We start from the raw sequence: 23168 nt of genomic DNA on the forward strand, positions 1-23168 counted from the left end.
TTCGATATTTCCAGTTTTATGGGAGAATGCCATGAGCGAAGCGAAGACCGTCGCGATTATCGGAGCCGGGCCGGTCGGCCTGGCCGCCGCGGCCCATGTTCTGGAGCGCGGCCTGCAGCCGATCGTGCTGGAAGCCGGCGACACTGTCGGCCACGCCATGCGGCAATGGGGCCACGTCCAACTGTTCTCGCCCTGGGAATACAACATCGACAAGGCGGCGGCGCGGCTGCTGGCGACATCAGGCTGGAACTCGCCCGAGCCCGACCAGTACCCGACGGGCGCAGAGATGGTGGAGCGCTATCTCGAGCCGCTCGCCAACAACACCGCGCTCAGGCCCCACGTCCGCACATCGAGCCGCGTCACCGGGATCAGCCGTGCCGGCTTTGACAAGCTCAAGACCAAGGGCCGCGAAACGTCGCCGTTCGAAATTCGGTATCAGAACGGGAAAGGTCCTGAGATCGTCAAGGCCGATGCGGTCATCGACGTATCCGGCACCTGGCATTCGCCGAATCCGGCGGGCGCGAACGGCCTCCCCGCCATCGGCGAGACAGAGGCCACCGACAGAATCGCTTACGGCATGCCCGACGTACTGGGTAAGGACCGCGCGCGCTATGCCGGCAAGACCGTCGCAGTGCTGGGATCAGGGCATTCCGCGATCGGCACGCTGACCGATCTGGCGAAGCTTGCGGCAGAAGTACCTGAAACCCGACCGGTCTGGCTGTTGCGCGGCAGCGATCCCGCCAAGGCCTTTGGCGGCGGCGCCAATGACAAGCTGGTCGCCCGCGGCGAACTTGGCGCGGCCTTCGCCGCATTGGTAACAGCAGGCCGGATCAAGCTGGAAAGCGAATTTCGCGTCTCGCATCTTGCCGCCGACGGCCCTCGCCTCGTCGTCGGTGCCATATCGGGCTGCACCACCCGTCGGGCTGTGATCGACGAACTCATCGTCGCGACGGGCTTTCGGCCGGACCTCGACTTTGCGCGCGAGTTGCGCATCCGGCTCGACCCTGCCATCGAATGCCCGGTCGCACTGGCGCCGCTGATCGATCCCAACGAGCATAGCTGCGGCACCGTGCGGCCGCACGGTGCGCGTGAATTGGCGCAGGACGAGCCCGGCTTCTACTTCGCGGGCATGAAATCATATGGGCGCGCACCGACCTTCCTGATGCTCACGGGATATGAACAGGTGCGTTCGATCGCGGCCGACATCGCCGGCGACCGCGCGGCCGCAGAGCGGGTCGAACTGGTACTGCCGGAGACCGGCGTCTGCAGTCGCTCGCTCGCGCCAGATGCCAGCAATTGCTGCGGCGGCCCTGCATTATCGGATGTTGACGCTTGTTGCGTCGCGGACGAGAAAGCAAAGCAGCAAGGTAAGACGGGATGCGGTTGCGCGTCCTGATCAATAAGGAGTAGGCGGAATTTTTCTGGAGGGACGCTCCGTCATCGTCGCGATGTGCGTCGGGCAGCTTGGCAGCCTGCTTCCGCACGTCGTCGTGCCTTCGATCCTTGCGGCATTCCTGATTCCGGAGTGGCATCTTAGCGGGGCGCAAGCCGGGCTGCTGGCGGGCTCCGGCGCCGCCGGCTACATGCTGACCGTGCCGGTGCTGGCGACGCTGACCGACCGCATCGACGCGCGCAAAATACTGATCGCAGGCTCGGCGCTGAGCGCGCTCGGCACCTTGCTGTTCGGGCTGTTCGCCACCGGGCTCTGGTCGGGCGCCCTCTTCAACGCGATGGCCGGCGTGGGCTTTGCCGGCGCCTATATGCCGGGCCTCAAGGCGCTGACGGATCGTCTGGCGCCGGGCGATTCATCCCGCGCCATCACGCTCTATACGTCGAGTTTCTCGTTCGGCGTCGGCCTGTCGTTTCTGGTTTCACAACTCGTTGCGGAAGCCTGGGGCTGGCGCAGCGCCTTTTTCGTCACCGCCGCCGGGCCGCTGGTGATGCTCACCGTGTGCCTGCTGTTACGGCCGGTCGAGCCGAAGCCGGCGACGGGACGGCTGCTGGATTTCGCGCCGGTTTTTCAGAACCGGAAAGCCATGGGGTTCGTGCTCGGCTACGGCGCGCATTGTTTCGAACTGTACGGCATCAGAACCTGGATCGTGGCGTTCTGGACCTTTGTCTCGCTACGAAATTCAGATGCTTCGATTTTGACGCCGATCGTGGTCAGCGTCGTGTTCTCGCTGCTCGCCATGCCCGCCAGCATCCTCGGCAATGAACTCGCGCTCAGGTTCGGTCGCCACCGCGCCGTCACAGCGGTGATGTTTTCCTCCGCCGCCGTAGCGCTTCTGATCGGCCTCCTCGCCGACAGGTCGCCGTGGCTGCTGCTGCCTTTGATGCTGATCTATGCCATCACGGTTCCCGCCGATTCCGGCGCGCTTACCTCCGGAATGTCGATGGCGGCCGAACCCAGCTATCGCGGCGCGACGATGGCGATGCATTCGACCGTCGGCTTCAGCCTTTCCGCGCTGGGCGCCTGGGCGGTGGGCGTGGCACTGGACGCTGCAGGAGGACCGCAAAGCTCATCGGCCTGGATGGCCGCATTTTCGGTGCTGGCGGCGGGGATCCTGCTTGGGCCGCTGGCGCTCTATTGGTCGAGAAGAGAGATGCCGCAGTGAACCGCAGCCAGCTTTCCATCATTGTCGCACTCGGCACCACGCAGACGCTGGCCTGGGCATCCAGCTATTACCTGCCGGCGATCCTCGCCGATCCCATCGCACGCGATCTCGGCGTTTCCTCGAACTGGATCTTTGCCGCCTTCTCGGCATCGCTTGTCATCTCGGCCATGCTCGGGCCGCGCATCGGCCGGCAGATCGATCTGGTCGGTGGCCGGTCCGTGTTGTCGATTTCCAACCTCGTGCTGGCTGCGGGGCTGGCCCTGCTCGGCCTCACCTACTCAATACCTGTTCTGCTCGCCGCCTGGCTCCTGCTCGGCATCGGCATGGGTGCGGGCCTCTATGACGCCGCCTTCGGCGCACTCGGACGCATCTACGGCGACGCGGCGCGGCGCTCGATCACCGGCATCACCCTGTTCGCAGGCTTTGCCTCGACCGTCGGATGGCCGCTGACCGCGTGGGGGCTGGAGACGATCGGCTGGCGCAACACCTGCTTTGCCTGGGCAGCGGCGCACATCCTGATCGGGCTGCCGATCAACTGGCTGATGCTGCCGTCGGTGGCCGGCGCGAAGGCCGCGGTTGCCGCCGCCGTCAAGCCGCACATCCCGCTCGACCGCACCATGATCCTGCTGGCGTTTGCCTTCGCCGCAGCGTGGAGCGTCACCGGCGCGATGGCCGCACATTTGCCGCGGATTCTGGAAGCCGCCGGCGCGACATCGCTGCAGGCCGTGGCGGCCGGCGCGCTGATTGGTCCGTCGCAGGTGGCGGCGCGCATCTTCGAGGCAAGTTTTCTCTCACGATATCACCCGCTGGTGTCGGGCCGGCTGGCCTGCCTTACGCATCCGATCGGTGCCGCCATTATCGGATTGGCAGGCGGCGGCGCGGCGAGCGTGTTCGCCGTGTTTCACGGCACCGGCAACGGCATTTTGACCATTGCGCGCGGCACGATGCCGCTCGCGATCTTCGGCCCGCAGAACTACGCCTATCGCCTCGGGATCATTGGCGCACCGGCGCGGATCGCGCAGGCCGGCGCGCCACTGGCGTTCAGCCTCTTGATCGACATCATGGGTAGCCGCATCCTGATGGTGTCGTCGGCGCTCAGTCTCTCCGCGCTGCTGGCGCTGTGCTTGCTGCGGGCGCCGCCGCCTCGAAGCGTGACAAAAAAGGAGGATGTCTGATGATCACACGCATCAATCCGCCCGAACTCGGCTCGCCGCCGGGCCATTCACAGATCGTCGAGGTGAAGGCGGAGCGCATCATCGCGGCTGCGTGAGCATCACGCATTCAAGGCTTCCCGACCTCCGACGTTGCGATCCAGATCCCGGCGAACACCGCGACAAGCCCGAGCACAAGATTGGCCGTGATCGGCTCTCCGACGAGTTGCGTGGCGAGCAGCCCGGCCGCGAGCGGATTGACGGTCATGGTATTGGCGACGCGCGTCGGCGTCGCCCGTTCCAGCGCCAGCACCCACAGGATGAACGCCAGCGCGCCGCCGGCAACGCCGAGATAAATGCCGGCGATCCATTGCGGCGCGCTGAACTGGCTCAATGCCGCAACGCTTCCCGTCAACGAGCCGACCAGGACCAGGGCTGCGGCGCCGGTCCCCATGCCGACGGTGAGAAAGCCAAGCGCGCTCGATCGCTGAATGAAGGGGCGGGACCAGACATTGTAGAACGCCATGCACAATACGGCCGCCGTCATGATCAGCTCGCCGCGCCACGCTCCCGGCGGCGCGGCCGACAATCCCGTTGCAAGCGCGGCGGCGACACCGAGCACCGCAATGCAGACCCCGATCGATTTCCGTTTCGTCAGCGGCTCGATGCCGAGTATTGCGCCGACCACCATGGTGTGCAGCGGCAATGTCGCCAGCGCGAGCGAGGCGCGCGCCGCGGTCGTGTAGGACATCGCGATGTTGTAGAGAACGAAGAACACGCCGAAGAAGCAAAAGCCCAGCGCAGCGACAGCGGGCCAGTCCCGGCGTTGCGGCCATCGCGCCTTCAGCAACAGCGCCGCCGGCAGCACGCAACAAAAGCCGATCGCCCAGCGCAGAATCGCAAGCGTAATCGGATCGGTGTTGCCGGCGAGATAGCGCGTGATCGCCGCCGCGGTGCCGCCGAGACAACTCGAGACCAGCGCGATCGTGACCCCAACCCATTCGCCCACGCCGTCTCTCCACATTGACGCGCCATCGGCTGCAGCGCTGAACATATGATCGCGACAGATCCGCGCGCGAGCAAAAAACGTTTGTCGTGCGAATCATTCTGCCGGATGGCGGCAACTGTCAGCAGCGCGGTCATCGCAAGCGGGCATAACGATGCGTCTTGCGCACGCGGTCATGCCGGGCATAAGTTGAACATGGGGATATCGCAGCCTCCCCGTCAAATGGCGATCCCATTCAAGCGCTGCTCGCTTTTCTGTGGAGCGGGCACATGGATGGAACGACACTCGAACTGCCGCTGTTTCTTCTCGCAACCTTTGTCGGCGCGCTGGTCGCCGGCCTCACGGGCTTCGCCTTCGGCCTCGTCGCATCAGCGATCTGGCTCTACATCCTCACCCCGCTACAAACCGCGACGCTGATCATCGCATTCGGGCTGATCGTGCAGGGCTATTCGGTCTGGAAGCTGCGCGGTGCGCTGGACTGGCGACGGCTCTGGCCGTTCGTGGCCGGGGCCGCGCTGGGCGTTCCCGTCGGCGTCGGCATCCTGACCTGGGCGAACCCCGCCCATGTACGCATGGGCGTCGGCGCCTTCCTGGTGCTCTATAGCCTCTACGCGCTGCTGCGGCCTGCGATCCCCAAGGTTGAAGCCGGCGGCGCCGCGGCCGACGCCGGCATCGGATTCCTCAACGGCGTGCTGGGCGGCATCACCGGGCTTGCTGGCATTCTGGTGACGATCTGGTGCGGCCTGCGCGGATGGACGAAGGACGTTCAACGCACGGTGTTTCAGCCGGTAGCCGTTGCGATCTTCGCCATGAGCGCATTCTGGATCGGCGCCAGAGGCGCGATAACGCCGGATACGATCAAGCTGTTCCTGATCGGATTGCCGGCTTTGTTCGCCGGCACCTGGCTCGGGCTGAAACTGTTTGGGCGGCTCGACGAGGCCACGTTCCGGAAAATCGTGCTGATACTTCTTCTGGCTTCGGGCGCCCTGCTGATCGTGTAGGCAGACATTCGCGAGCAATATCGCAACGGATTGGGGCGGCCCCGGCCAGGCCCATTAATTATCGCGTCAATCCATTACTAAATTTCAATCAATTGCCCCCGACCTGCATAGCATGGCGTCAAGAAGTTTTTGTCATGAGGACAGCACCGGAATCCGTTTCCGGTGGTTTCGAGGCTCCGCTCTGTTGGAGCTTCCAGGCTCTGGAATTGGCTATGAATGAAGCGATCCGCTTACGTGAATTGGAAGCCGAGTGCCGTCAGCGCGCGCTGAGCGAGCCGGACAAGAAATGGTACTGGCTCGCGCAGGCCGCCAGATACCAGGTGCAGGCCGACCAGAAACTCGCCTTTCACTCGGAAGAGGCCCACGCGCCAGACTCTCCGGAGATCAAGCTGGCGCAATGGTCGCATGTACGTGACGAGCGACGATTGATGGACCCCCTCCCCGACGGACGGCGATCGCCCTGGTAACCGCGCCTCAAAAAGCTCTAACGTCCCTGCTCCTCCGGCGGCTTGATATGGCGGAACGAGAACAAGAGCGCGAGATCGTAGGCGATTTTGAGCGTGCCGCAGACCACCAGCGGCAGCCCCGTAAACGACGTCATCAGTAGCGCGCCCGCAATCGCCGGGCTGATTGCGGATGCAAGGCTGCGCGGCACGGCGGTAACGCTGGCGGCCGCAGGCCGTTCGGCCGGCGTCACCACGGCCATGACGTAGGAGGTGCGGGTCGGCACGTCCATCTGTGACAGCGCCGAGCGCAACAGCAGCAAGCCGAGCGCCAGATAGAGGTTCGGCGAGAACGCCGCCAGGATCAGGAAGATGCTGGAGGGAATGTGGGTGAATACCATGGTGTTGACGAGGCCAATGCGCCTGGCGATCCACGCGGCGACCGGATAGGAGAAAGCGCTCAGCGTGCTCGACCAGAAGAAAAACAATCCGGCCGCCGACAGCGAGAGATCGAAACGCTCGAACAGCCAGAGCACCAGCAGGGACTGCGCGACGAAGCCGCCGGCAAAGGCGTCGATGCTGAAGAGGGCCGCGAGCTTGTAGACGGTGCCGCGCGAGGGCCCGAGCGGCGTCTGCGGCGCCCTCTCCTCGCCGCGCGCATGCGGGACATAGCGATAAAGCGCCGCGCAGGCGAGGCCGAGCGCAGCGTAGGCATAGAACATCAGGCGGAACGCGGCGAGTTGCGTGCTGCCGCCCGCAACGAGGAGATCGGGCAGCGACGCCGCCAACGAACCAACGGCGGTGCAGAGCGCGCCGATCAGGCTGTAGCGCGCGAACACCTGGGTGCGACGCTCATCTGTGACGCTGTGCGCCAGCACCGCATGCTCAAGCGGGACCAGCGCGCCGAGATCGCCGCCGGATGGATTGATGGTACCGACGAAGGCGACCAGTGCAATCAGCACAAAATGCTCGACGCCGGGAAAGGCGATGCCGGTCGCCGCCATCAGGCACGCGCCCGCGATCAGCAGCGGCCGCAGGTCATGACGCGGCGCGATCCAGCCTGTGATCAGCGTCAGTAGCGCCGTGCCGAGCAGCGACGCCGTCGCGACGATGCCGACCGCGATCGCGTCATACCCCAGCGCCGTCATGTAGGCCGGCAGGACGATGACAGCAAAACCGTCGCCGAAGCCACGCAAGCCCCGTGCGACATAAAGCAGCCTGATCAGCGCGTTGGCGGTGGGGGGGTTTGGTTCAGTCGCGCTATCGGTCACGTCCATTGCGCCATCCTCGACAGGATCGAGTGTGCGCAGAGCTTGGACGGCGGATCGTCTGACGGGGAGCCTGCTTCGTCCCCGATGAGCACAAGCTAGGACCGGTTCACACATTTCGCAAGTATTCTGCGAACCGGTTGACAGAAGGAGCTACAAGCGATTTATTCCGCCTATGGGGGTTTTGCGATCCCCCCAAGAGGCGACATGCCCAAGTATCGCGTCCCGTTTTTTACGAGGGCGCAGCCATGTCATCCTACACCACCATATCTCCGGACAAGCTTTCCAAATTGATCGGCACGGCGAATACGCCTGCCCTGATCGACGTTCGTACCGACGAGGATTTTGCCGCCGACCCGCGGCTGATTCCCGGTGCTATCAGGCGCCACCACGAGGAAGCCGCCGATTGGGGCGAAGAATTTTCAGGCCGCCCGGCCATCGTCGTCTGCCTGCGCGGCCAGAAACTGGCGCAAGGTACCGCCGCCTGGCTGCGGCATCTCCATGTCGAGGCCGAAGCGCTCGAGGGCGGCTTCGAGGGCTGGAAGGCAGCAAAACTGCCGCTGGTGCCGGCGGAGAAACTGCCCGCCCGCGACGCGAAGGGCCGCACCGTCTGGGTCACCCGCGCGCGGCCAAAGATCGACCGCATCGCCTGCCCTTGGCTGATCCGCCGCTTCGTGGATCCGAACGCGGTGTTCCTGTTTGTCTCGCCGCCGGAGGTACTCGCGGTCGGCGAGCGCTTCAACGCCGCGCCCTTCGACGTCGAGAACGTGTTCTGGAGCCACCGCGGCGAGCTCTGCACGTTCGACGTGATGATCGAGGAATTCGGCCTGGCGACGCCGGCCCTGCTGCGGCTGGCGGCGATGGTCCGCGGCGCCGATACCGGGCGGCTCGATCTGTCGCCGGAAGCACCGGGATTGCTAGCTGCCTCGCTCGGCCTGTCGCGGATGTTCGATGACGATCTCGAACAGCTCGAGGCCGGCATGACGCTGTACGACGCGTTCTACCGCTGGTGCCGCGACGCGTCAGGCGAGACGCACAATTGGCCGACCAGCAAGGCGAAATCGTAATGGATGCCGCCGTGAACAAGACCGCCGAAACCGGTGCCACACAAACATATGATCACGGTATCAGCTTCGGTGAGGCTTTCCGCGTCTGGTTGCGGGTCGCCGTGCTGAGCTTCGGCGGCCCGGCGGGGCAGATCGCGGTGATGCACCGTATCCTGGTCGAGGAAAAGAACTGGATCTCGGAGAGCCGGTTTCTGCATGCGCTGAACTACTGCATGCTGTTGCCGGGCCCGGAGGCGCAGCAGCTCGCGACCTATATCGGCTGGCTGTTGCATCGGACCGCCGGCGGCATCATGGCCGGCGGCCTGTTCATCCTGCCCGGCATCGTCGCCATCATGGGGTTGAGCTACGTCTACGCGGCCTATGGCAATGTCGGCTTCGTCGAGGCGGTGTTCTTCGGGCTGAAGGCCGCCGTGCTCGCGGTCGTCGTCCATGCCGTGGTCCGCGTCGGCAAGCGCGCGTTGCGCAACCGGGTGATGATCGCGCTGGCGGCCATCGCCTTTGTCGCGATCTTCTTTTTCAACGTCCCCTTCCCGGTCATCATCATCGCGGCGGGCGTGATAGGCTATTTCGGCGCGAAGAGCGGACGGCCTGAATTTTCCGCCATTGAACACGGCGGCGGCAAGAAGACGGCGGCCGTGGACAGCCTGCTCGGCGAGGAATTGCCTGATCACATGCGCCCGAGCGTGGGCCGCGCGCTACGAGTAAGCTCGGTGTGGCTGTTGCTGTGGGTGGCACCGGTAGCGGCGTTGCTGATCGGGCTAGGCCCGGCCAATGTGTTCAGCCAGATCGCGCTGTTCTTTTCCAAGATGGCGATGGTGACGTTCGGCGGCGCCTATGCGGTGCTGGCCTATGTCGCGCAGCAGGCGGTCGAGCATTATCACTGGCTGGAGCCGCGCGAGATGCTCGACGGCCTCGGCATGGCCGAGACCACGCCAGGCCCGCTGATCATGGTGCTGCAGTTCGTTGGCTTCCTGGCCGCCCATCGCGATCCCGGCGTGCTGTCACCAATGGTCGCGGCGACACTTGGCGGATTGCTGGCAACCTGGGTTACCTTCATCCCCTGCTTCCTCTGGATCTTCCTCGGCGCGCCCTATATCGAGACGCTGCGCGGCAACAAGGGGCTCGCAGGCGCGCTGTCCACGATCACCGCTGCCGTGGTCGGCGTGATCCTGAACCTTTCGATCTGGTTTGGATTGCACACGCTGTTCCGGCAGACCATTCCGGTTCGCTCGTTCGGGCTGTCGTTCGACATGCCGGTGTGGGGAAGCCTCGATATTGCGGCCTTCGTGCTGGCGGCTGCCGCGGCGACGGCGATCTTCCGTCTCAATATCGGGATGCTGTGGGTGCTGGCGGGGTCGTGCGCGGCGGGCGTAGCGATGCGGTTTGCGGGGGTGGCGTGAACGCAGTTATCACCTCGTAGGATGGGTTGAGCGATACCCATCAATACGGGTTGCGAGGCTGATGGGTATCGCTTCGCTCCACCCATCCTACATTCCCTACACCCGCTCTGCCGGCGCCAACTTGCACACCTCGGCGGCGGCTTCGATCTGCAGCGTGGAATGGTGGATGTTGAAGCGATGCGAGAGCTCCTCGCAGACGCCGTGCAGAAAGACGTCGTCGCTGCCGCCGGGCCGCACCAGATGCGCGGTCAGCGCGGTCTCGTTGGTGCTCATGGCCCAGATATGCAGGTCATGCACCTCGGAAACACCTTCGAGCCCGGCGAGATAGTCCCTCACCTCGGCAAGCTCGATGCCGCGCGGTACGCCGTCGAGCGCGAGATTGACGCTGTCGCGCGCCAGGCCCCATCCGCTCCAGAACACCACGACCGCAATGACGAGGCTGATCGCGGGATCGAGCCACAGCCATCCCGTCAGCATGATGATGAGCGCGGCAACCACCACGCCGAGCGAAACGCCCGCGTCTGCCGCCATGTGCAGATAGGCGCCGCGAATATTGAGGTCGCCGTGGCGGCCACGCATGAACAATAGCGCGGTGAAGCCGTTGATGGCGACGCCCAGCGCTGCAACCATCACGACCGTCCAGCCTGCGACCGGCGCCGGGCTATAGAGCCGGTTGACCGCCTCGACGACAATGCCGCCGACCGCAACAAGCAGCAGGCCGGCATTGAACAGGGCCGCCAGGATCGAGGCCCGGCGATAGCCGTAAGTGTGCCGCTGCGTCGGCTGCTTCTGCGCAAGCCACGCCGCACCCATGCCAGGAGCAGCGCGATCACGTCGGAGAGATTGTGAACGGCGTCCGAAATCAGCGCCAGCGAATTAGCGGCGTAGCCGAAAATCAGCTCGGCAATGACGAAGGCGGTATTTAGCGCCGCGCCAATGGCAAACGCCCAGCCGAAATTATCGGGCGCGTGGCTGTGGCCGGCGTGACCATGAGAGTGGGAGTGATCGTGGTGAGCGTGATCGTGCGCCATGGTCACGGTATATAGCGCGCAAAAATTCGAATACTATCACAGTGAGAAGATGACGATGGCACGGCCATCTCCTCTGTCGTCCCGGCCTTGAGCCGGGACCCATAACCACCGCTCTCAAATGTTGAAGCGAGATGGAGCTTCAGCGAACGCTAACCTACGAACGGTAGTGGTTATGGGTCCCTGCGTTCGCAGGGACGACCAAGATATCACTCCACCCCACGCAGAAACTTGTTCGATTTCGGCAGGCCGTGCGCGAGGCGGCCGGCGTCGGCGCGGTTGCCGCGCCAGTCGGACAATTCCTTGGCGCTCATGCTCTGCTCGCGGCCGGCGGAATCCTTCCAGGTCAACCCCGCCTTGAGCTCGAACACGGCGACATCAGACAGCTTGGCGCTGGAATATTTCTGCAACCGCACGCCGCGGCCGCGCGCCATTTCCGGCACCTGGTCGAGCGGGAACAGCACCATCTTGTGGTTGGTACCGATCGCGGCAACGGTATCACCCTGCACGGTCGCAATCGCGCAGGCCTCGTTCGGCATGGTAACGTTGAGCACCTGCTTGCCCTTGCGGGTGTTGCCGACGCAATCCTCTTCCTTGACGACAAAACCCTGGCCTTCGCTGCTCGCGATCAGGAACTTGCGTTCGCCCTTGTTGATGAACAGCGACACGATCGCGGCGTCCTGCTCCATGTCGATGAACATGCGGATCGGCTCGCCATGGCCGCGGCCACCCGGCAGTTTTGCGACGTCGAGCGAATAGAATTTTCCGTTGGTGGCAAATAGCAGCAGCTTTGACGTGGTCTCGGCGAAGAACGCATGGTCGAGCTTGTCGTCGGTCTTGAAGGCTAGCCCCGAGATATCCTCGACATGGCCCTTCAGCGTGCGCACCCAACCCTTCTCGGAGATCACCACCGTGCACGGCTCGCGCTCGACAAAGGCCTCCTCAATCGCGGCGAGATCGTGCTCAGGCGCATCGGCGAACATCGTGCGACGCTTGCCGAGCGGCGTCTTCGGTCCAAAAAGGTCGCGGACCTTGCGGACCTGCTCGCCGACCCTGGACCATTGTTCGGTCTCGGAACCGAGCAGCGACTTGATGCCTTTCAACTCGCCGCGAAGGTTCTTGTCCTCGGTGCGAATTTCGAATTCTTCGAGCTTGCGCAAGGAGCGCAGCCGCATGTTGAGGATGGCGTCGGCCTGGACTTCCGTCAGCTTGAACGCCTTGATCAGCGCCGGCTTCGGCTCATCCTCGGTGCGGATGATCTTGATCACCTTGTCGATGTTCAGATAGGCGATCAGGTACCCGCCGAGCACTTCGAGGCGGTTCTCGATCTGCGTCTTGCGGTAGTTCGAGCGGCGCACCAGCACGTCGCGCAGATGGTCGAGCCATTCGCGCAGGCACTCGGCCAATCCCACTACCTTGGGGATTTTGCCCTTGATCAGCACATTGAGGTTCAGCGAAATCTTGCTCTCGAGCTCGGTGAGCCGGAACAGCGATTCCATCATCAGCGCCGGATCGACCGCACGGGATTTCGGCTCGATCACGAGACGAACGTCCTCGGCCGACTCGTCGCGGACATCGCCGACCAGCGGCAGCTTCTTCTCGTTCAGGAGCTCGGCGATCTTCTCGACCAGCCGGGACTTCTGCACCAGCCACGGAATCTCGGTGATGACGACGACCCAGGTGCCGCGGGCGCCCTCTTCCTGGGTCCATTTGGCGCGGGTGCGGAACGAGCCACGGCCGGTGGTGTAGGCTTCCGCGATGCTTTCCTTGGAATCGACCACGATGCCGCCGGTCGGGAAATCGGGACCCTTGACCCATTTCAGGAGCGACTTCGACTTGGCGTCTGGCTTGTCGATCAGATGCAGCGCTGCGTCGCACAGCTCGGCCGCGTTGTGCGGCGGGATCGAGGTCGCCATGCCGACCGCGATGCCCTGCGCGCCGTTGGCGAGCAGGTTCGGGAAGCCGCCGGGCATCACGACCGGCTCTTTGGTCTGGCCGTCGTAATTGGGGCGAAATTCGACGCCGTCCTCGTCGATACCGTCGAGCAGCAGCCGCGCGACCTCGGTCATGCGCGCTTCGGTGTAACGGTAGGCGGCAGGATTATCGCCGTCGATATTGCCAAAGTTGCCCCTGGCCGTCGACCAGCGGATAGCGCGAGGCGAAATCCTGCGCCAGACGCACCATGGCGTCGTAGATCGCCTGGTCGCCATGCGGATGGAACGAGCCCATCACGTCGCCGACGATCTTGGCCGACTTCTTGAACGGCGTGCCCGGATCGAGCCGCAACAGGCGCATGCCGTAGAGGATGCGCCGGTGCACCGGCTTCAGCCCGTCGCGGGCGTCCGGCAAAGCGCGGTGCATGATGGTCGAGAGCGCATAGGCGAGATAGCGCTCTTCCAGCGCATCCCGCAGCATCACCTCGTGGATTTCGGCCGGTTCTTCCGGCGGTAGCTGTCGTTTTCCCATGGGGAGGCGTTAAACTTTTGCGGTGAATCGGGCAAGGTGCGAATGGGGCGACGATGGCACTCGCCGTCGTCCCTGCGAACGCAGGGACCCATAACCACAGGTGTTTGTGGCGAAAAATGGCTAGGGCTGCAGCGCTATTGATGGGCCGCGGCGTATGGGTCCCTGCGTTCGCAGGGACGACGGGTTGAGGGAGCGGGGTCAAACCGCTGAACTGATTCGCGCCCGATTCCTCGTCACCGCATTGATAAACCCGTCCCTGGCATCCGAATGGCCCTGCCCGCGCGGTTCCAGCACGTGGCGGAGCAGGAACATGCCGGTCAGGCGAAAGCCGTCCTGCAGGTCCTGGTCCGACCAGCCGTTCGCGCCACCCTCGCCTTCGCGCAGGAACGGCGGCAGCCGCAGCAGCCGGTCGCGGTAGGGTTCGCCCGCCCGCCGCGACACCGCGCCGCCGGACTTTGGCGAGACGTAGATCAGGTCCGCGGTCTCGCCGGTGGCGGCGCAGTTTTCCAGATCCAGGCCGAAGCCAAGTTCGGCCAGCATCGCAAGCTCGAACCTGATGAGGTGGGCGGCCGCGCCGCCGGCATCGTCAAAGTCGTCGAGCGTGCGGCAGAGCATCTCGTAGATGTCCTCGTGCGGGTCGCGCTCCGGCAACAGCCGCGCCAGCGAGGCCAGATGGGTCACGCCATAGACCGCATGCGAGGACGCCAAGAGCGTCGCCGCCCGCAGCCGCGTGCCTTCGACCTGGTAATAGCCGAGATGCTCGTCGAGCCGCGCCCGCCACACCGCGGTGACGCTGTTGCCGGGCTGCAGCAGCGGCCGCATCCGCGACGAAGAGCCGCCACGCACCAGGCCGAGATGACGGCCATGCTCGCGCGTTAGCAGTTCGACGATGGCGGAGGATTCGCCATGCCGCCGCACGCCCAGCACGATGCCCTCGTCGGTCCATTCCATGGGTGGAGTTTACAGGATTTCGCGGGCGAGCGCACTTCCGCGAAGCGTTTCCCCGGATGCGATGCAGCACCACAAGCGCGTTTACGCGCGTCTTCGACACGCTATGGTGCTGCTTCGCTGATCCGGGGTCCATCCTTTTCGCCGCGGCCTGATGGGGTCCCGGCTCTGCGGTGCACCGCTACGCGCTGCGCCGCGTCCGGGACACGAGCGCGCCCCTACGCGTCAAACCACCCCACCGCATCGCCGGTGAAGGAGAAATACAGCCCCGCCGCGGTCAGCGCGCAGGAGATCACCTCGATGCCGCTGTCGAACTCCAGGCCCCTCTGGCCGATCACCTGCACGAGAGAAATTACCGACAGCACGAGGGCTGCCGCCAGCACCCAGCGCGGCCAGTTCTTGCGGCGCTCGGCAGCGAGCCGGACGAAGTAGACCAAAAGCAGGATCAGGCCGGCCGCCATCAAGGTCCCGACATTGATCATCTGCGCGGTCATATCGGCCCTCGGCGTGCGGTCCTGAAACGCCACCGACACCGCATCCAGCATCAGCGACAGATACAGCAGAACCTCAAACCACAGCACATTCTTCGGTACGGTCATCGGGCCTTTTCTTCGTTATTGTCGGATCGTGGTCTGATCATTCCTTGGGGAATTCCAGTCCCATTTCCCTGTAGCGGTCGGGGTCGTCGCCCCAGTTCTCGCGCACCTTGACGAACAGGAACAGATGCACGGGCACGCCGACAATTTCGGCGATTTCTTTCCGCGAATGCGCGCCGATCGACTTGATGGTGGCGCCGCCCTTGCCGAGCACGATCTTGCGCTGGCTCTCGCGCTCGACAAAGATCGTCTGCTCGATGCGAACCGACTTGTCCTTGCGCTCGGTCCAGCTATCGGTCTCCACCGTCGATTGATACGGCAATTCCTGATGGAGGTGGCGGTAGATCTTCTCGCGGGTGATTTCCGCCGCCAGATGCCGCAGCGGCGCGTCCGACATCTGGTCTTCCGGGTAGTGAAACGGTCCCGGCGGCACCATCCTCGCCAGCATCTTGCGCAGATCGGCGACGCCATCGCCCGACAGCGCCGAGATCATGAAGGTGCTTTCGAATTTCATGCGCTCATTGGCGGCCTGCGCCAGCACCAGCAGTTTTTCGCGCGGGATCAGGTCGATCTTGTTCAGCACCAGGATTTTCGGGTGCGCAACCGTCGCGAGCTTGTTCAGGATGGCGTCGGCCTCCTCGTCGATCCCGGCCTTGGCATCGAGCAGCACGCAGACGAGGTCCGCATCATGCGCCCCGCTCCAGGCGGTGGAGACCATGGCGCGGTCGAGCCTTCGTTTGGGCGAGAAAATGCCGGGCGTATCGACCAGGATGATCTGGGCATTGTCCTCGATCACGATGCCGCGGATCAGCGCCCGCGTCGTCTGCACCTTGCGCGAGACGATGGTGACCTTGGAGCCGACCAGTGCGTTGACGAGGGTGGACTTGCCGACATTGGGCGCGCCGATCAACGCGACGAAGCCGCAAGCGGTCTCGCCGGATGCCGCGGTGGGTGAGGCTTCAACTGTCATTGCTGCCGCCGCCGACGCCTTCGCGTTCGATCATCACAGAGGCCGCAACCTTCTCGGCGGCGCGCTTGGAGCCGCCGACACCTTCGGCAGGCGCCAGTCCCGGCAAGTCGACGGCGACGCGGAACTGCGGGTCGTGATGCGGCCCGGTGCGCTCGATCTCGCGATAGACCGGTGTCGGCAATCCCTTGCTCTGGGCCCATTCCTGCAACACCGTCTTGGGATCGCGCAGCGGCCGGCGCGGCTTGCGCATCCGTTCCAGCCAGTTGCGCTCGACGAATTGCGACGCCGCCGCATAGCCACCGTCGAGATAGATCGCCCCGATCACGGCCTCGCAGATGTCGCCGAGCACGGATTTGCGCAGGCGCGCGCCCGCCCCTGCGCCGACCGCGCCGAGCTTGATGTCGTCGAGCAGCCCGAGCGATTTTGCGACGTCGGCGCAGCTTTCCTTGCGCACGAGATCGGCGAGGCGCTTCGACAGTTCGCCCTCGTCTGCCCTGGGGTAAGCCCGATACAGCATGTCGGAGATGATCAGCCCGAGCACATGATCGCCGAGAAATTCGAGGCGCTGATAGCTGTCCGCGCGATGACGTGTGGCGGGCTTCAAGGCCGAGACGTGGGTAAAGGCGGTCGTCAGCAGCGCGGGATCGGAAAATTTGTAGCCGATGCGGCCCTCGATCGCGGCAGCGGCCGCCTTGGCCCCGGCCTTGCCGCGCTTCTTTTTCGGCGCGGCGACGCCGGCGGCTTCGGCCTGCTGGCCCGGCTCGCCCGAGGTCGGTGTGTCAGGAATGATCGCTGTTTCGTCGTTCATCGCACGATTGTGAATAGGCGATTCCAGCGCACGGCGGTCGGCCAGCGCCAGAACATCCAGGCATGTTCGCCCTCGGCAATGGAGAAGAAGATCATCTGCGCCCGGCCGACGATGTTCTCGAACGGCACATAGCCCACCGCCGACAGCACGCGGCTGTCGGTCGAGTTGTCGCGGTTGTCGCCCATCATGAAGAAGTTGCCGGCGGGCACGGTGTAGACGTTGGTGTTGTCGTAGAAGCCGTTATCGACGCAATCGAGCGATTCATAGCTGACGCCGTTCGGCAGCGTTTCCTTCCAGCGCTTGACGCGCGCGGTGGCGTCGGAGCCGCAAGGGTCCTCGCCGATGAAGTCGGAAAGCCGCTCGCGCTTGACCGGCTTGTCGTTGATGTGGAGCAGGCCTTCCCGCATCTGGATGCGGTCGCCCGGCAGGCCGATCACGCGCTTGATGTAATCGGTGGAGTCGTCCTTCGGCAGGCGGAACACCACGATGTCGCCCCGGCTCGGCTCCGAGCCGAAGATGCGGCCCGAGAACAGCGGCGGCGACAATGGAATGGAATAGTGGCTGTAGCCGTAGGAATATTTCGAGACGAACAGGTAATCGCCGACCAGCAGCGTTGCCTTCATCGATCCCGAGGGGATGTTGAACGGCTGGAACAGGAAAGTGCGGATCACGAGCGCGATCAGGAGAGCGTGGATGACGACGCGGATGGTTTCACCCAAGCCGCTTTCAGATTTTGTGCTGGAGGTCACGCTCATCGCTTTCCCAATTCCCGCAGGCCTTTGCCCGCACGGTGGCAGAACGTTTTCCGCACGCGAATCGCCTGGTACGTTCGCGTCAGGAAAATGGTCTCGATATTGATGTTGAGAGCCAATTCCGGCGCTAACCTGAATCGGCCCTGGCTCGAACACGTCGCTCGCGGCGTTTTAGACGGTTGTTCGTGGGCGCGCAATCAAGCGCCTTGTCAAAACTTAATAAGCCATTGATAAATCAATGATTTTTTGTTTTGTCCCGCTTCCCCGGCGCAAACGCCTGCGCGGCTCATGATTTGCCGGGAACGACCGCCGAAATTATGACGAAAGCCTGCGCCAGCGGCCAGTCATCGGTGATCGACAGATCGATCCGCGCCTCGAACCCCTCCGGCGTCAGCGCCTCCAGCCGGGCCAGCGCGCCACCGGTGAGTTTCATGGTCGGACGGCCGCCCGGCAGGTTCACCACCCCCATGTCCCGCCACCAGACGCCGCGCCGGATCCCGGTGCCGAGCGCCTTGGAACAAGCCTCCTTGGCGGCGAATCGCTTGGCGTAGGTCGCGACCACCATCTTTTCGCTGTTGGCGCGGCGCGCCGCCTTGGCGCGCTCGGCGTCGGTGAAGATGCGGTCGAGGAAGCGGTCGCCATGGCGCCCGATCACCTTGGCGACCCTTGTGATGTCGATCAGGTCGGAGCCGATGCCGATGATCATGGCCGGCCCGCGATCTTCTGGCGGCCGCGGTCCATCGCCGCCCTCATCTGCCGCACGGTCTCGCCGAGGCCTACGAACAGCGCCTCCCCCATCATGAAATAGCCGATGTTGAGTTCGGCGATCTCGGGCAGCACCGAAATCGTCTCGGCCGTCCGGTAGTCCAGGCCGTGGCCAGCATGGACCTCCAGCCCTGCCGCGCGCCCCAAGGCGGCGCCCTCTACGATTCGCTGCCATTCCGCCTCGGCCTTTGCGGTGTGCCCATCGACCACGGCGTCGCACCAGCTGCCGGTATGGATCTCGATCACGGGCGCGCGCAATCTTGCCGCCATCTCGATCTGTTGCGGGTCGGCCGAGATGAACAGCGACACCCGGATGCCGGCATCGCTCAGCCGCGCGATAAAGGGGGCCAGCGCATTATGCTGGCCGACTACGTCCAATCCGCCCTCGGTGGTGAGTTCTTCGCGGCGCTCGGGCACCAGGCACACGGCGTGGGGCTTGGTGGCGAGCGAGATCCGCAGCATGTCCTCGGTCGCCGCCATCTCGAAATTCAGGGGCTTCGATATCTCGGCCTTCAGCCGGGCCATATCGCTGTCGCGGATGTGGCGGCGGTCCTCACGCAGATGCGCGGTGATGCCGTCGGCGCCCGCCTCGATCGCGGCCAGCGCGGCGCGCACCGGATCCGGCCGCGCGCCGCCGCGCGCATTGCGCAAGGTCGCGACGTGATCGACGTTGACACCGAGGCGAAGTGGGGGAGCTTTGAGCATTTTCCGACTCTCGAACCGATAAATCCAATTTGTCATGCGCGGGCTCGACCCGCGCATCCATCTTCTTGAAAAGATGGGTTGCCGGGTCAAGCCCGGCAACGACAGATCAGTTACCCATTGACGCGCTCGACCTTGGCCACGACCGCCTTGGCGCGCAATTGGGCGATAATTGCACTGAGATGCTTGAGGTCATAGACCTCGAGATCGATCGTCAGCTCGGTGAAGTCAGGCGAGCGGCGCGACATGCTGATATTGTCGATATTGCCGTCATGCTCGGCGATCACGGTGGCAACCTGGGCGAGGCTGCCGGGCTCGTTGACGTTATGCACCAGGATCCGCGCCGGAAAACGTTGCGGCATGGTCTCATCGATATCCCAGCGCACGTCCAGCCAGCGCTCCGGCTCCTCCTCGAAATCCTTCAGCGCCGGCGACTGGATCGGATAGATCGTGATCCCTTCGCCCGGCGTCACGATGCCGACGATGCGGTCGCCCGGCACGGCGCCGCCGTTCGGCGCGAACTTCACCGGCAGATCGGAATTGATGCCGCGCACCGGGATGACGGACGTGCTGCGCGCCGGATGCGGCGGCGATTTCAGCTTCAGTTTGACCGCGAGGCTCTTCTTGGCCCCGTAGCGCACCATCCGCTCTTCCTTGTAGTCCGGATACATGGCGCGGGCGACGTCGGAGGCCTTCAGCTCGCCGCGCCCGACGGAGGCCATCACGTCCTCGATCGAGGCGCGCGCCAGCCGGGGCAGAGCGCCCTTCAGCTTGTCGTCGGCGTATTCGATCTTGGCGCGGGCAAACAGGCGATCGATGATGCGGCGGCCGAGGCCCGCATATTGATCGCGTACCGCGGTGCGGGTCGCGCGCCGGATCGCGGCGCGGGCCTTGCCGGTGACCGCAAGCGATTCCCAGGCCGAGGGCGGCGCCGACTGGGCGACCGAGGTCAGAACCTCGACCTCGTCGCCGTTCTGCAGCTCGGATGACAGCGGTGCGAACTTGCCGTTGATCTTGCAGCCGACCGCCGAGTTGCCGACATCGGTATGCACGGCATAGGCGAAGTCGATCACATTGGCCTGGCGCGGCAGCGCGATCAGCTTGCCCTTCGGGGTGAAGCAGAACACCTGGTCGTGGAACAGCTCGAGCTTGGTGTGCTCCAGAAACTCTTCCGGATTGGCGCTTTCGGAGAGGATGCCGACGGTGTGGCGGAGCCAGGCAAAGGCGTTGGATTCGTGCTTGAGCCGCTCGGTCGGTGAGCCCATGCCGTCCTTGTAGAACGCGTGCGCGGCGATGCCGAATTCGGCGATCTGGTTCATTTCCTCGGTGCGGATCTGCAACTCGACGCGCTGGTTGCCGGGACCGATCACGGTGGTGTGGATCGAACGGTAGTCGTTCTGCTTCGGCGTCGAGATATAGTCCTTGAACCGGCCGGGCACCACCGGCCAGGTGGTGTGCACCACGCCGAGCGCGCGGTAACAGGCTTCGACATCCGGCATCACGACGCGGAAGCCGAAGATGTCGGACAATTGTTCGAAGCCGACCGATTTGCGCTCCATCTTGGTCCAGATCGAAAACGGCTGCTTGCGGCGGCCATAGACGCGCGCGGTGATGCCGTTCTTCTGCAAGTTTTTGGAGAGCTGGCTTTCGATCTCGCCGATCAGGTTGCGATTGCGCTCGGCCAGCGCGTCCAGCCGCTGCATCACCACCGCATAGGCTTCCGGATCGAGCGTATGGAACGAGAGGTCCTCGAGTTCCTCGCGCATCTCCTGCATGCCCATGCGGCCGGCGAGCGGCGCATAGATGTCCAGCGTCTCCTCGGCGATGCGGCGGCGCGAGGCGTGCGGCACGAATTCCAGCGTGCGCATGTTGTGCAGGCGATCGGCGAGCTTGATCAGAAGGACGCGGACGTCGTCGGCGATCGCCAGCAAAAGCTTGCGCAGGTTCTCGGCCTGCTTGGCTTCGCGCGAGACCAGCTCCAGCCGCTTCAGCTTGGTGAGCCCTTCGACCAGCGCGCCGATCTCGTGGCCGAAGATGTTGTCGATCTCGGCGCGCGTCGCCTCGGTATCCTCGATGGTGTCGTGCAGCAGCGCCGCAACGATGGTGGCGTCATCGAGCTTGAGGTTGGTCAGGATCGCCGCGACTTCGAGCGGATGCGAGAAGTAGGGATCGCCGGACGCGCGCGTTTGCGTGCCGTGCGCCTTCATGGCGTAGACATAGGCGCGATTGAGCAGGTCTTCGTCGGTATCGGGATTATACGACCTGACGCGCTCGACCAGGTCGTATTGCCGCATCATGCGCGAGCGCGGCGATTTGGGCTTTTCCGCCACCGGCGACGTCGGCGCGACCGCGACCTGACCGGTCGCGGCCTGCATTTGCCGGGAGTTGCGGCGCCAATACGCCATCACATCATTACCTTCTTCCACCAGACCCGGACGGGTCCCCGCCGTTACGTATGTAATGCGTTTTCGAACGGCGATGCACGCCGCGCGGCCGCGATACGGTTCAATTTCGCTTGGGCCTGCGGCCATCCAACGCCCAACCCGATGGCCCATCGGCCCCGCGAGTCAGCCGTTTTCGGCCGCGCCGGCCAAGGACGCATTGTAACCGCAAAAATGTCAACAAAAGCAAAGGCCCGGACTGACGTCCGGGCCTTTGGCAGATCGGGAGTTCGGGACGGACCGGAAGGTTCCGGATTACTCGTCCTCTTCGGGCTGCTCTTCCGGCGGCGCCAAGCCTTCCAGACCCTTGAGGAGCTCTTCCTCGGTCATGCGCTCGACCGCAACCTCGGTGTCGTCGGCATCGACGCTGGCGCCGGCCGAGCCGATCAAAGGCACGGTATCGGGCTCTGGCTCGTCGACCTCGACGAATTTCTGCAGGGAATGAACCAGTTCCTCGCGCAGGTCTTCCGGGGAAATAGTGGAATCGGCGATTTCCCGCAGCGAAACGACCGGGTTTTTGTCGTTGTCGCGATCAACCGTGAGTTGAGACCCGGACGAGATCATACGGGCGCGATGTGCTGCCAGCAACACCAGGTCGAACCGGTTGTCGACCTTGTCAATGCAATCTTCCACGGTGACGCGCGCCATAGACTGTCGCTCCGTTAAATGGGGCCAAATATGTCGGTATTAGGGGCTAGTTATAGGGCCGGAGGCTGCTTCGCAAGACTAAATTTGTGATTTGCCTTCCTAATGGGCTCTGATACCCCAGCTTCGGGGCCAGAATGGGCCGGAGCGTCCAGACGCGGCAGGGTTGCCGTACAGGACAAGTAAATCTCTTCATTGCACTGTCAAAAGTATAGGTTTTTCGCCCTCGCCTCACCATAATTGCAGTGGTGACTGTCGTGGGGCACGATTCACCGAACTTTAGGCAACAGACCTGGAAAGTGCGCGCGGTCGATGGCCGCTGCGCTAGAAAAGCTAACAACAACGTGAGAACCATTTGATGTCACCCGCTTCCAACAAGATTGCGCTCTTTATTGACGGCGCCAACCTCTATGCAACGGCCAAGACGCTCGGCTTCGACATCGATTACAAGCGCCTTCTCAAGGAATTTCAGAGCCGAGGGACGCTGTTGCGTGCGTTCTACTACACGGCGATCATCGAGGATCAAGAATACTCCTCGATCCGTCCGCTGATCGATTGGCTCGACTACAACGGCTACACCGTCGTCACCAAGGCGACCAAGGAATTCATCGACGCTTCCGGCCGGCGCAAGGTGAAGGGCAACATGGACATCGAACTCGCCGTCGATGCCATGGAACTCGCCGAGCATGTCGACCAGATCGTGCTGTTCTCGGGCGACGGCGATTTCCGCTCGCTGGTCGAAGCGGTGCAGCGCCGCGGCGTTCGCGTCACGGTCGTTTCGACCATTTCGAGCCAGCCGCCGATGATCGCCGACGAACTGCGCCGCCAGGCCGACGTCTTCACCGACCTCGTCGAGCTGCAATCAAAACTGGGCCGCGATCCTTCGGAGCGCCCTGCCCCGCGCGAACCGCGTCATCACGCCCCGCAATTCCTGCAGCGCGCGACCACGGTGGCGCCGCGGGGCGGCGAGGACGAATTCGACGATTGAGAATGAGCCAGTACACTGCTAGAGCCTCGGTTCTGATTGAAACAGAACCGGGGCTTTTTGTTTTTCGCGCGCTTTCTTGACGCGACCCCAGTATCGATCCCGGATCTA

19 protein-coding genes and 2 pseudogenes are annotated in these 23168 nt (G+C 64.0%); 8 read left to right on the top strand and 13 right to left on the bottom strand.

Annotated elements, in window-relative coordinates; translation table 11 throughout:
* The first annotated feature begins 31 nt into the window (after positions 1 to 31).
* The 3 genes from V1279_RS18480 to V1279_RS18490 are packed head-to-tail and all read left to right on the top strand — an operon-like array spanning position 32 to position 3790.
* Positions 32 to 1396, top strand: a complete 1365-nt coding sequence (locus V1279_RS18480) for an NAD(P)-binding domain-containing protein (protein ID WP_334438581.1) — start codon at positions 32 to 34, stop codon at positions 1394 to 1396.
* Positions 1397 to 1448: 52 nt separating this feature from the next.
* Complete coding sequence (locus V1279_RS18485; RefSeq protein WP_334438583.1) at positions 1449 to 2615, top strand: MFS transporter; 1167 nt, start codon at positions 1449 to 1451, stop codon at positions 2613 to 2615.
* Positions 2612 to 3790: an MFS transporter gene (locus V1279_RS18490; RefSeq protein ID WP_334438586.1), complete on the top strand. Its 1179-nt coding sequence runs from the start codon at positions 2612 to 2614 to the stop codon at positions 3788 to 3790. The genes V1279_RS18485 and V1279_RS18490 overlap by 4 nt, the downstream gene beginning before the upstream one ends.
* Before the next feature lie 106 nt (positions 3791 to 3896).
* On the opposite strand, the gene V1279_RS18495 is transcribed toward V1279_RS18490, so the two are convergent.
* A complete protein-coding gene (locus V1279_RS18495) occupies positions 3897 to 4775 on the bottom strand; it encodes a DMT family transporter (protein ID WP_334438588.1) in 879 nt (292 codons plus the stop codon).
* Between the two features lie 266 nt (positions 4776 to 5041).
* Between V1279_RS18495 and V1279_RS18500 the strand changes: the two genes are divergently transcribed.
* Together V1279_RS18500 and V1279_RS18505 are read left to right on the top strand one after the other, a co-directional pair.
* Positions 5042 to 5773 (top strand): sulfite exporter TauE/SafE family protein, encoded by a 732-nt coding sequence (locus V1279_RS18500; protein ID WP_334438591.1) that lies wholly within the window; start codon positions 5042 to 5044, stop codon positions 5771 to 5773.
* 212 nt (positions 5774 to 5985) lie between these two features.
* The gene (locus V1279_RS18505; RefSeq protein ID WP_334438593.1) at positions 5986 to 6240 is read left to right on the top strand and encodes a hypothetical protein; all 255 of its coding nucleotides are present in this window, start codon (positions 5986 to 5988) and stop codon (positions 6238 to 6240) included.
* 17 nt (positions 6241 to 6257) lie between these two features.
* Here the strand turns inward: V1279_RS18505 and V1279_RS18510 are convergent, their stop codons facing one another.
* Entirely contained in the window at positions 6258 to 7493 is a 1236-nt protein-coding gene (locus tag V1279_RS18510) for an MFS transporter (RefSeq protein ID WP_334438595.1), read from the bottom strand.
* A 239-nt stretch (positions 7494 to 7732) separates the two neighbouring features.
* On the opposite strand from V1279_RS18510, the gene V1279_RS18515 reads away from it, so the two are divergent.
* Together V1279_RS18515 and chrA are read left to right on the top strand one after the other, a co-directional pair.
* Positions 7733 to 8551, top strand: coding sequence for a chromate resistance protein ChrB domain-containing protein (locus V1279_RS18515; protein ID WP_334438598.1), 819 nt, complete (start codon positions 7733 to 7735; stop codon positions 8549 to 8551).
* Positions 8551 to 9951 (top strand): chromate efflux transporter, encoded by a 1401-nt coding sequence (chrA, locus tag V1279_RS18520; protein WP_334446455.1) that lies wholly within the window; start codon positions 8551 to 8553, stop codon positions 9949 to 9951. Before V1279_RS18515 ends, chrA begins: the two co-directional genes overlap by 1 nt.
* A 96-nt stretch (positions 9952 to 10047) precedes the next feature.
* Here chrA and V1279_RS18525 read toward each other — a convergent pair.
* From V1279_RS18525 to rpoZ, 11 genes and pseudogenes are all read right to left on the bottom strand, one after another.
* Positions 10048 to 10982: pseudogene (locus tag V1279_RS18525) on the bottom strand (cation diffusion facilitator family transporter).
* A gap of 206 nt (positions 10983 to 11188) precedes the next feature.
* A pseudogene (gene parC, locus V1279_RS18530) lies at positions 11189 to 13445 on the bottom strand (DNA topoisomerase IV subunit A).
* A gap of 198 nt (positions 13446 to 13643) precedes the next feature.
* On the bottom strand, positions 13644 to 14396 hold the full coding sequence (gene recO / locus V1279_RS18535) for a DNA repair protein RecO (protein ID WP_334438600.1): 753 nt from the start codon (positions 14394 to 14396) through the stop codon (positions 13644 to 13646).
* Between the two features lie 215 nt (positions 14397 to 14611).
* Entirely contained in the window at positions 14612 to 14992 is a 381-nt protein-coding gene (locus V1279_RS18540; RefSeq protein WP_334438602.1) for a hypothetical protein, read from the bottom strand.
* 37 nt (positions 14993 to 15029) lie between these two features.
* The gene (gene era, locus V1279_RS18545; protein WP_334438604.1) at positions 15030 to 15959 is read right to left on the bottom strand and encodes a GTPase Era; all 930 of its coding nucleotides are present in this window, start codon (positions 15957 to 15959) and stop codon (positions 15030 to 15032) included.
* Positions 15949 to 16767 carry a ribonuclease III gene (rnc, locus tag V1279_RS18550; RefSeq protein WP_334438606.1) on the bottom strand — a complete coding sequence of 273 codons (819 nt, stop codon included), beginning with the start codon at positions 16765 to 16767 and terminating at the stop codon, positions 15949 to 15951. Before rnc ends, era begins: the two co-directional genes overlap by 11 nt.
* On the bottom strand, positions 16764 to 17522 hold the full coding sequence (lepB, locus tag V1279_RS18555; protein ID WP_334438609.1) for a signal peptidase I: 759 nt from the start codon (positions 17520 to 17522) through the stop codon (positions 16764 to 16766). Before lepB ends, rnc begins: the two co-directional genes overlap by 4 nt.
* 283 nt (positions 17523 to 17805) lie before the next feature.
* On the bottom strand, positions 17806 to 18225 hold the full coding sequence (gene acpS / locus V1279_RS18560) for a holo-ACP synthase (RefSeq protein WP_334438611.1): 420 nt from the start codon (positions 18223 to 18225) through the stop codon (positions 17806 to 17808).
* A complete protein-coding gene (locus V1279_RS18565; RefSeq protein WP_334438613.1) occupies positions 18222 to 18989 on the bottom strand; it encodes a pyridoxine 5'-phosphate synthase in 768 nt (255 codons plus the stop codon). Before V1279_RS18565 ends, acpS begins: the two co-directional genes overlap by 4 nt.
* Before the next feature lie 110 nt (positions 18990 to 19099).
* Positions 19100 to 21391 (bottom strand): RelA/SpoT family protein, encoded by a 2292-nt coding sequence (locus V1279_RS18570; protein ID WP_334438616.1) that lies wholly within the window; start codon positions 21389 to 21391, stop codon positions 19100 to 19102.
* Positions 21392 to 21682: 291 nt separating this feature from the next.
* On the bottom strand, positions 21683 to 22075 hold the full coding sequence (gene rpoZ, locus V1279_RS18575) for a DNA-directed RNA polymerase subunit omega (protein ID WP_024512695.1): 393 nt from the start codon (positions 22073 to 22075) through the stop codon (positions 21683 to 21685).
* 355 nt (positions 22076 to 22430) lie between these two features.
* Here rpoZ and V1279_RS18580 point away from each other — a divergent pair, with 355 nt between their 5' ends.
* On the top strand, positions 22431 to 23060 hold the full coding sequence (locus tag V1279_RS18580) for a LabA-like NYN domain-containing protein (protein ID WP_334438619.1): 630 nt from the start codon (positions 22431 to 22433) through the stop codon (positions 23058 to 23060).
* The last annotated feature ends 108 nt before the right edge of the window (positions 23061 to 23168 follow it).

This window comes from Bradyrhizobium sp. AZCC 1610 (genome assembly GCF_036924515.1).
In the GTDB taxonomy this organism is placed as follows: Bacteria; Pseudomonadota; Alphaproteobacteria; order Rhizobiales; family Xanthobacteraceae; genus Bradyrhizobium.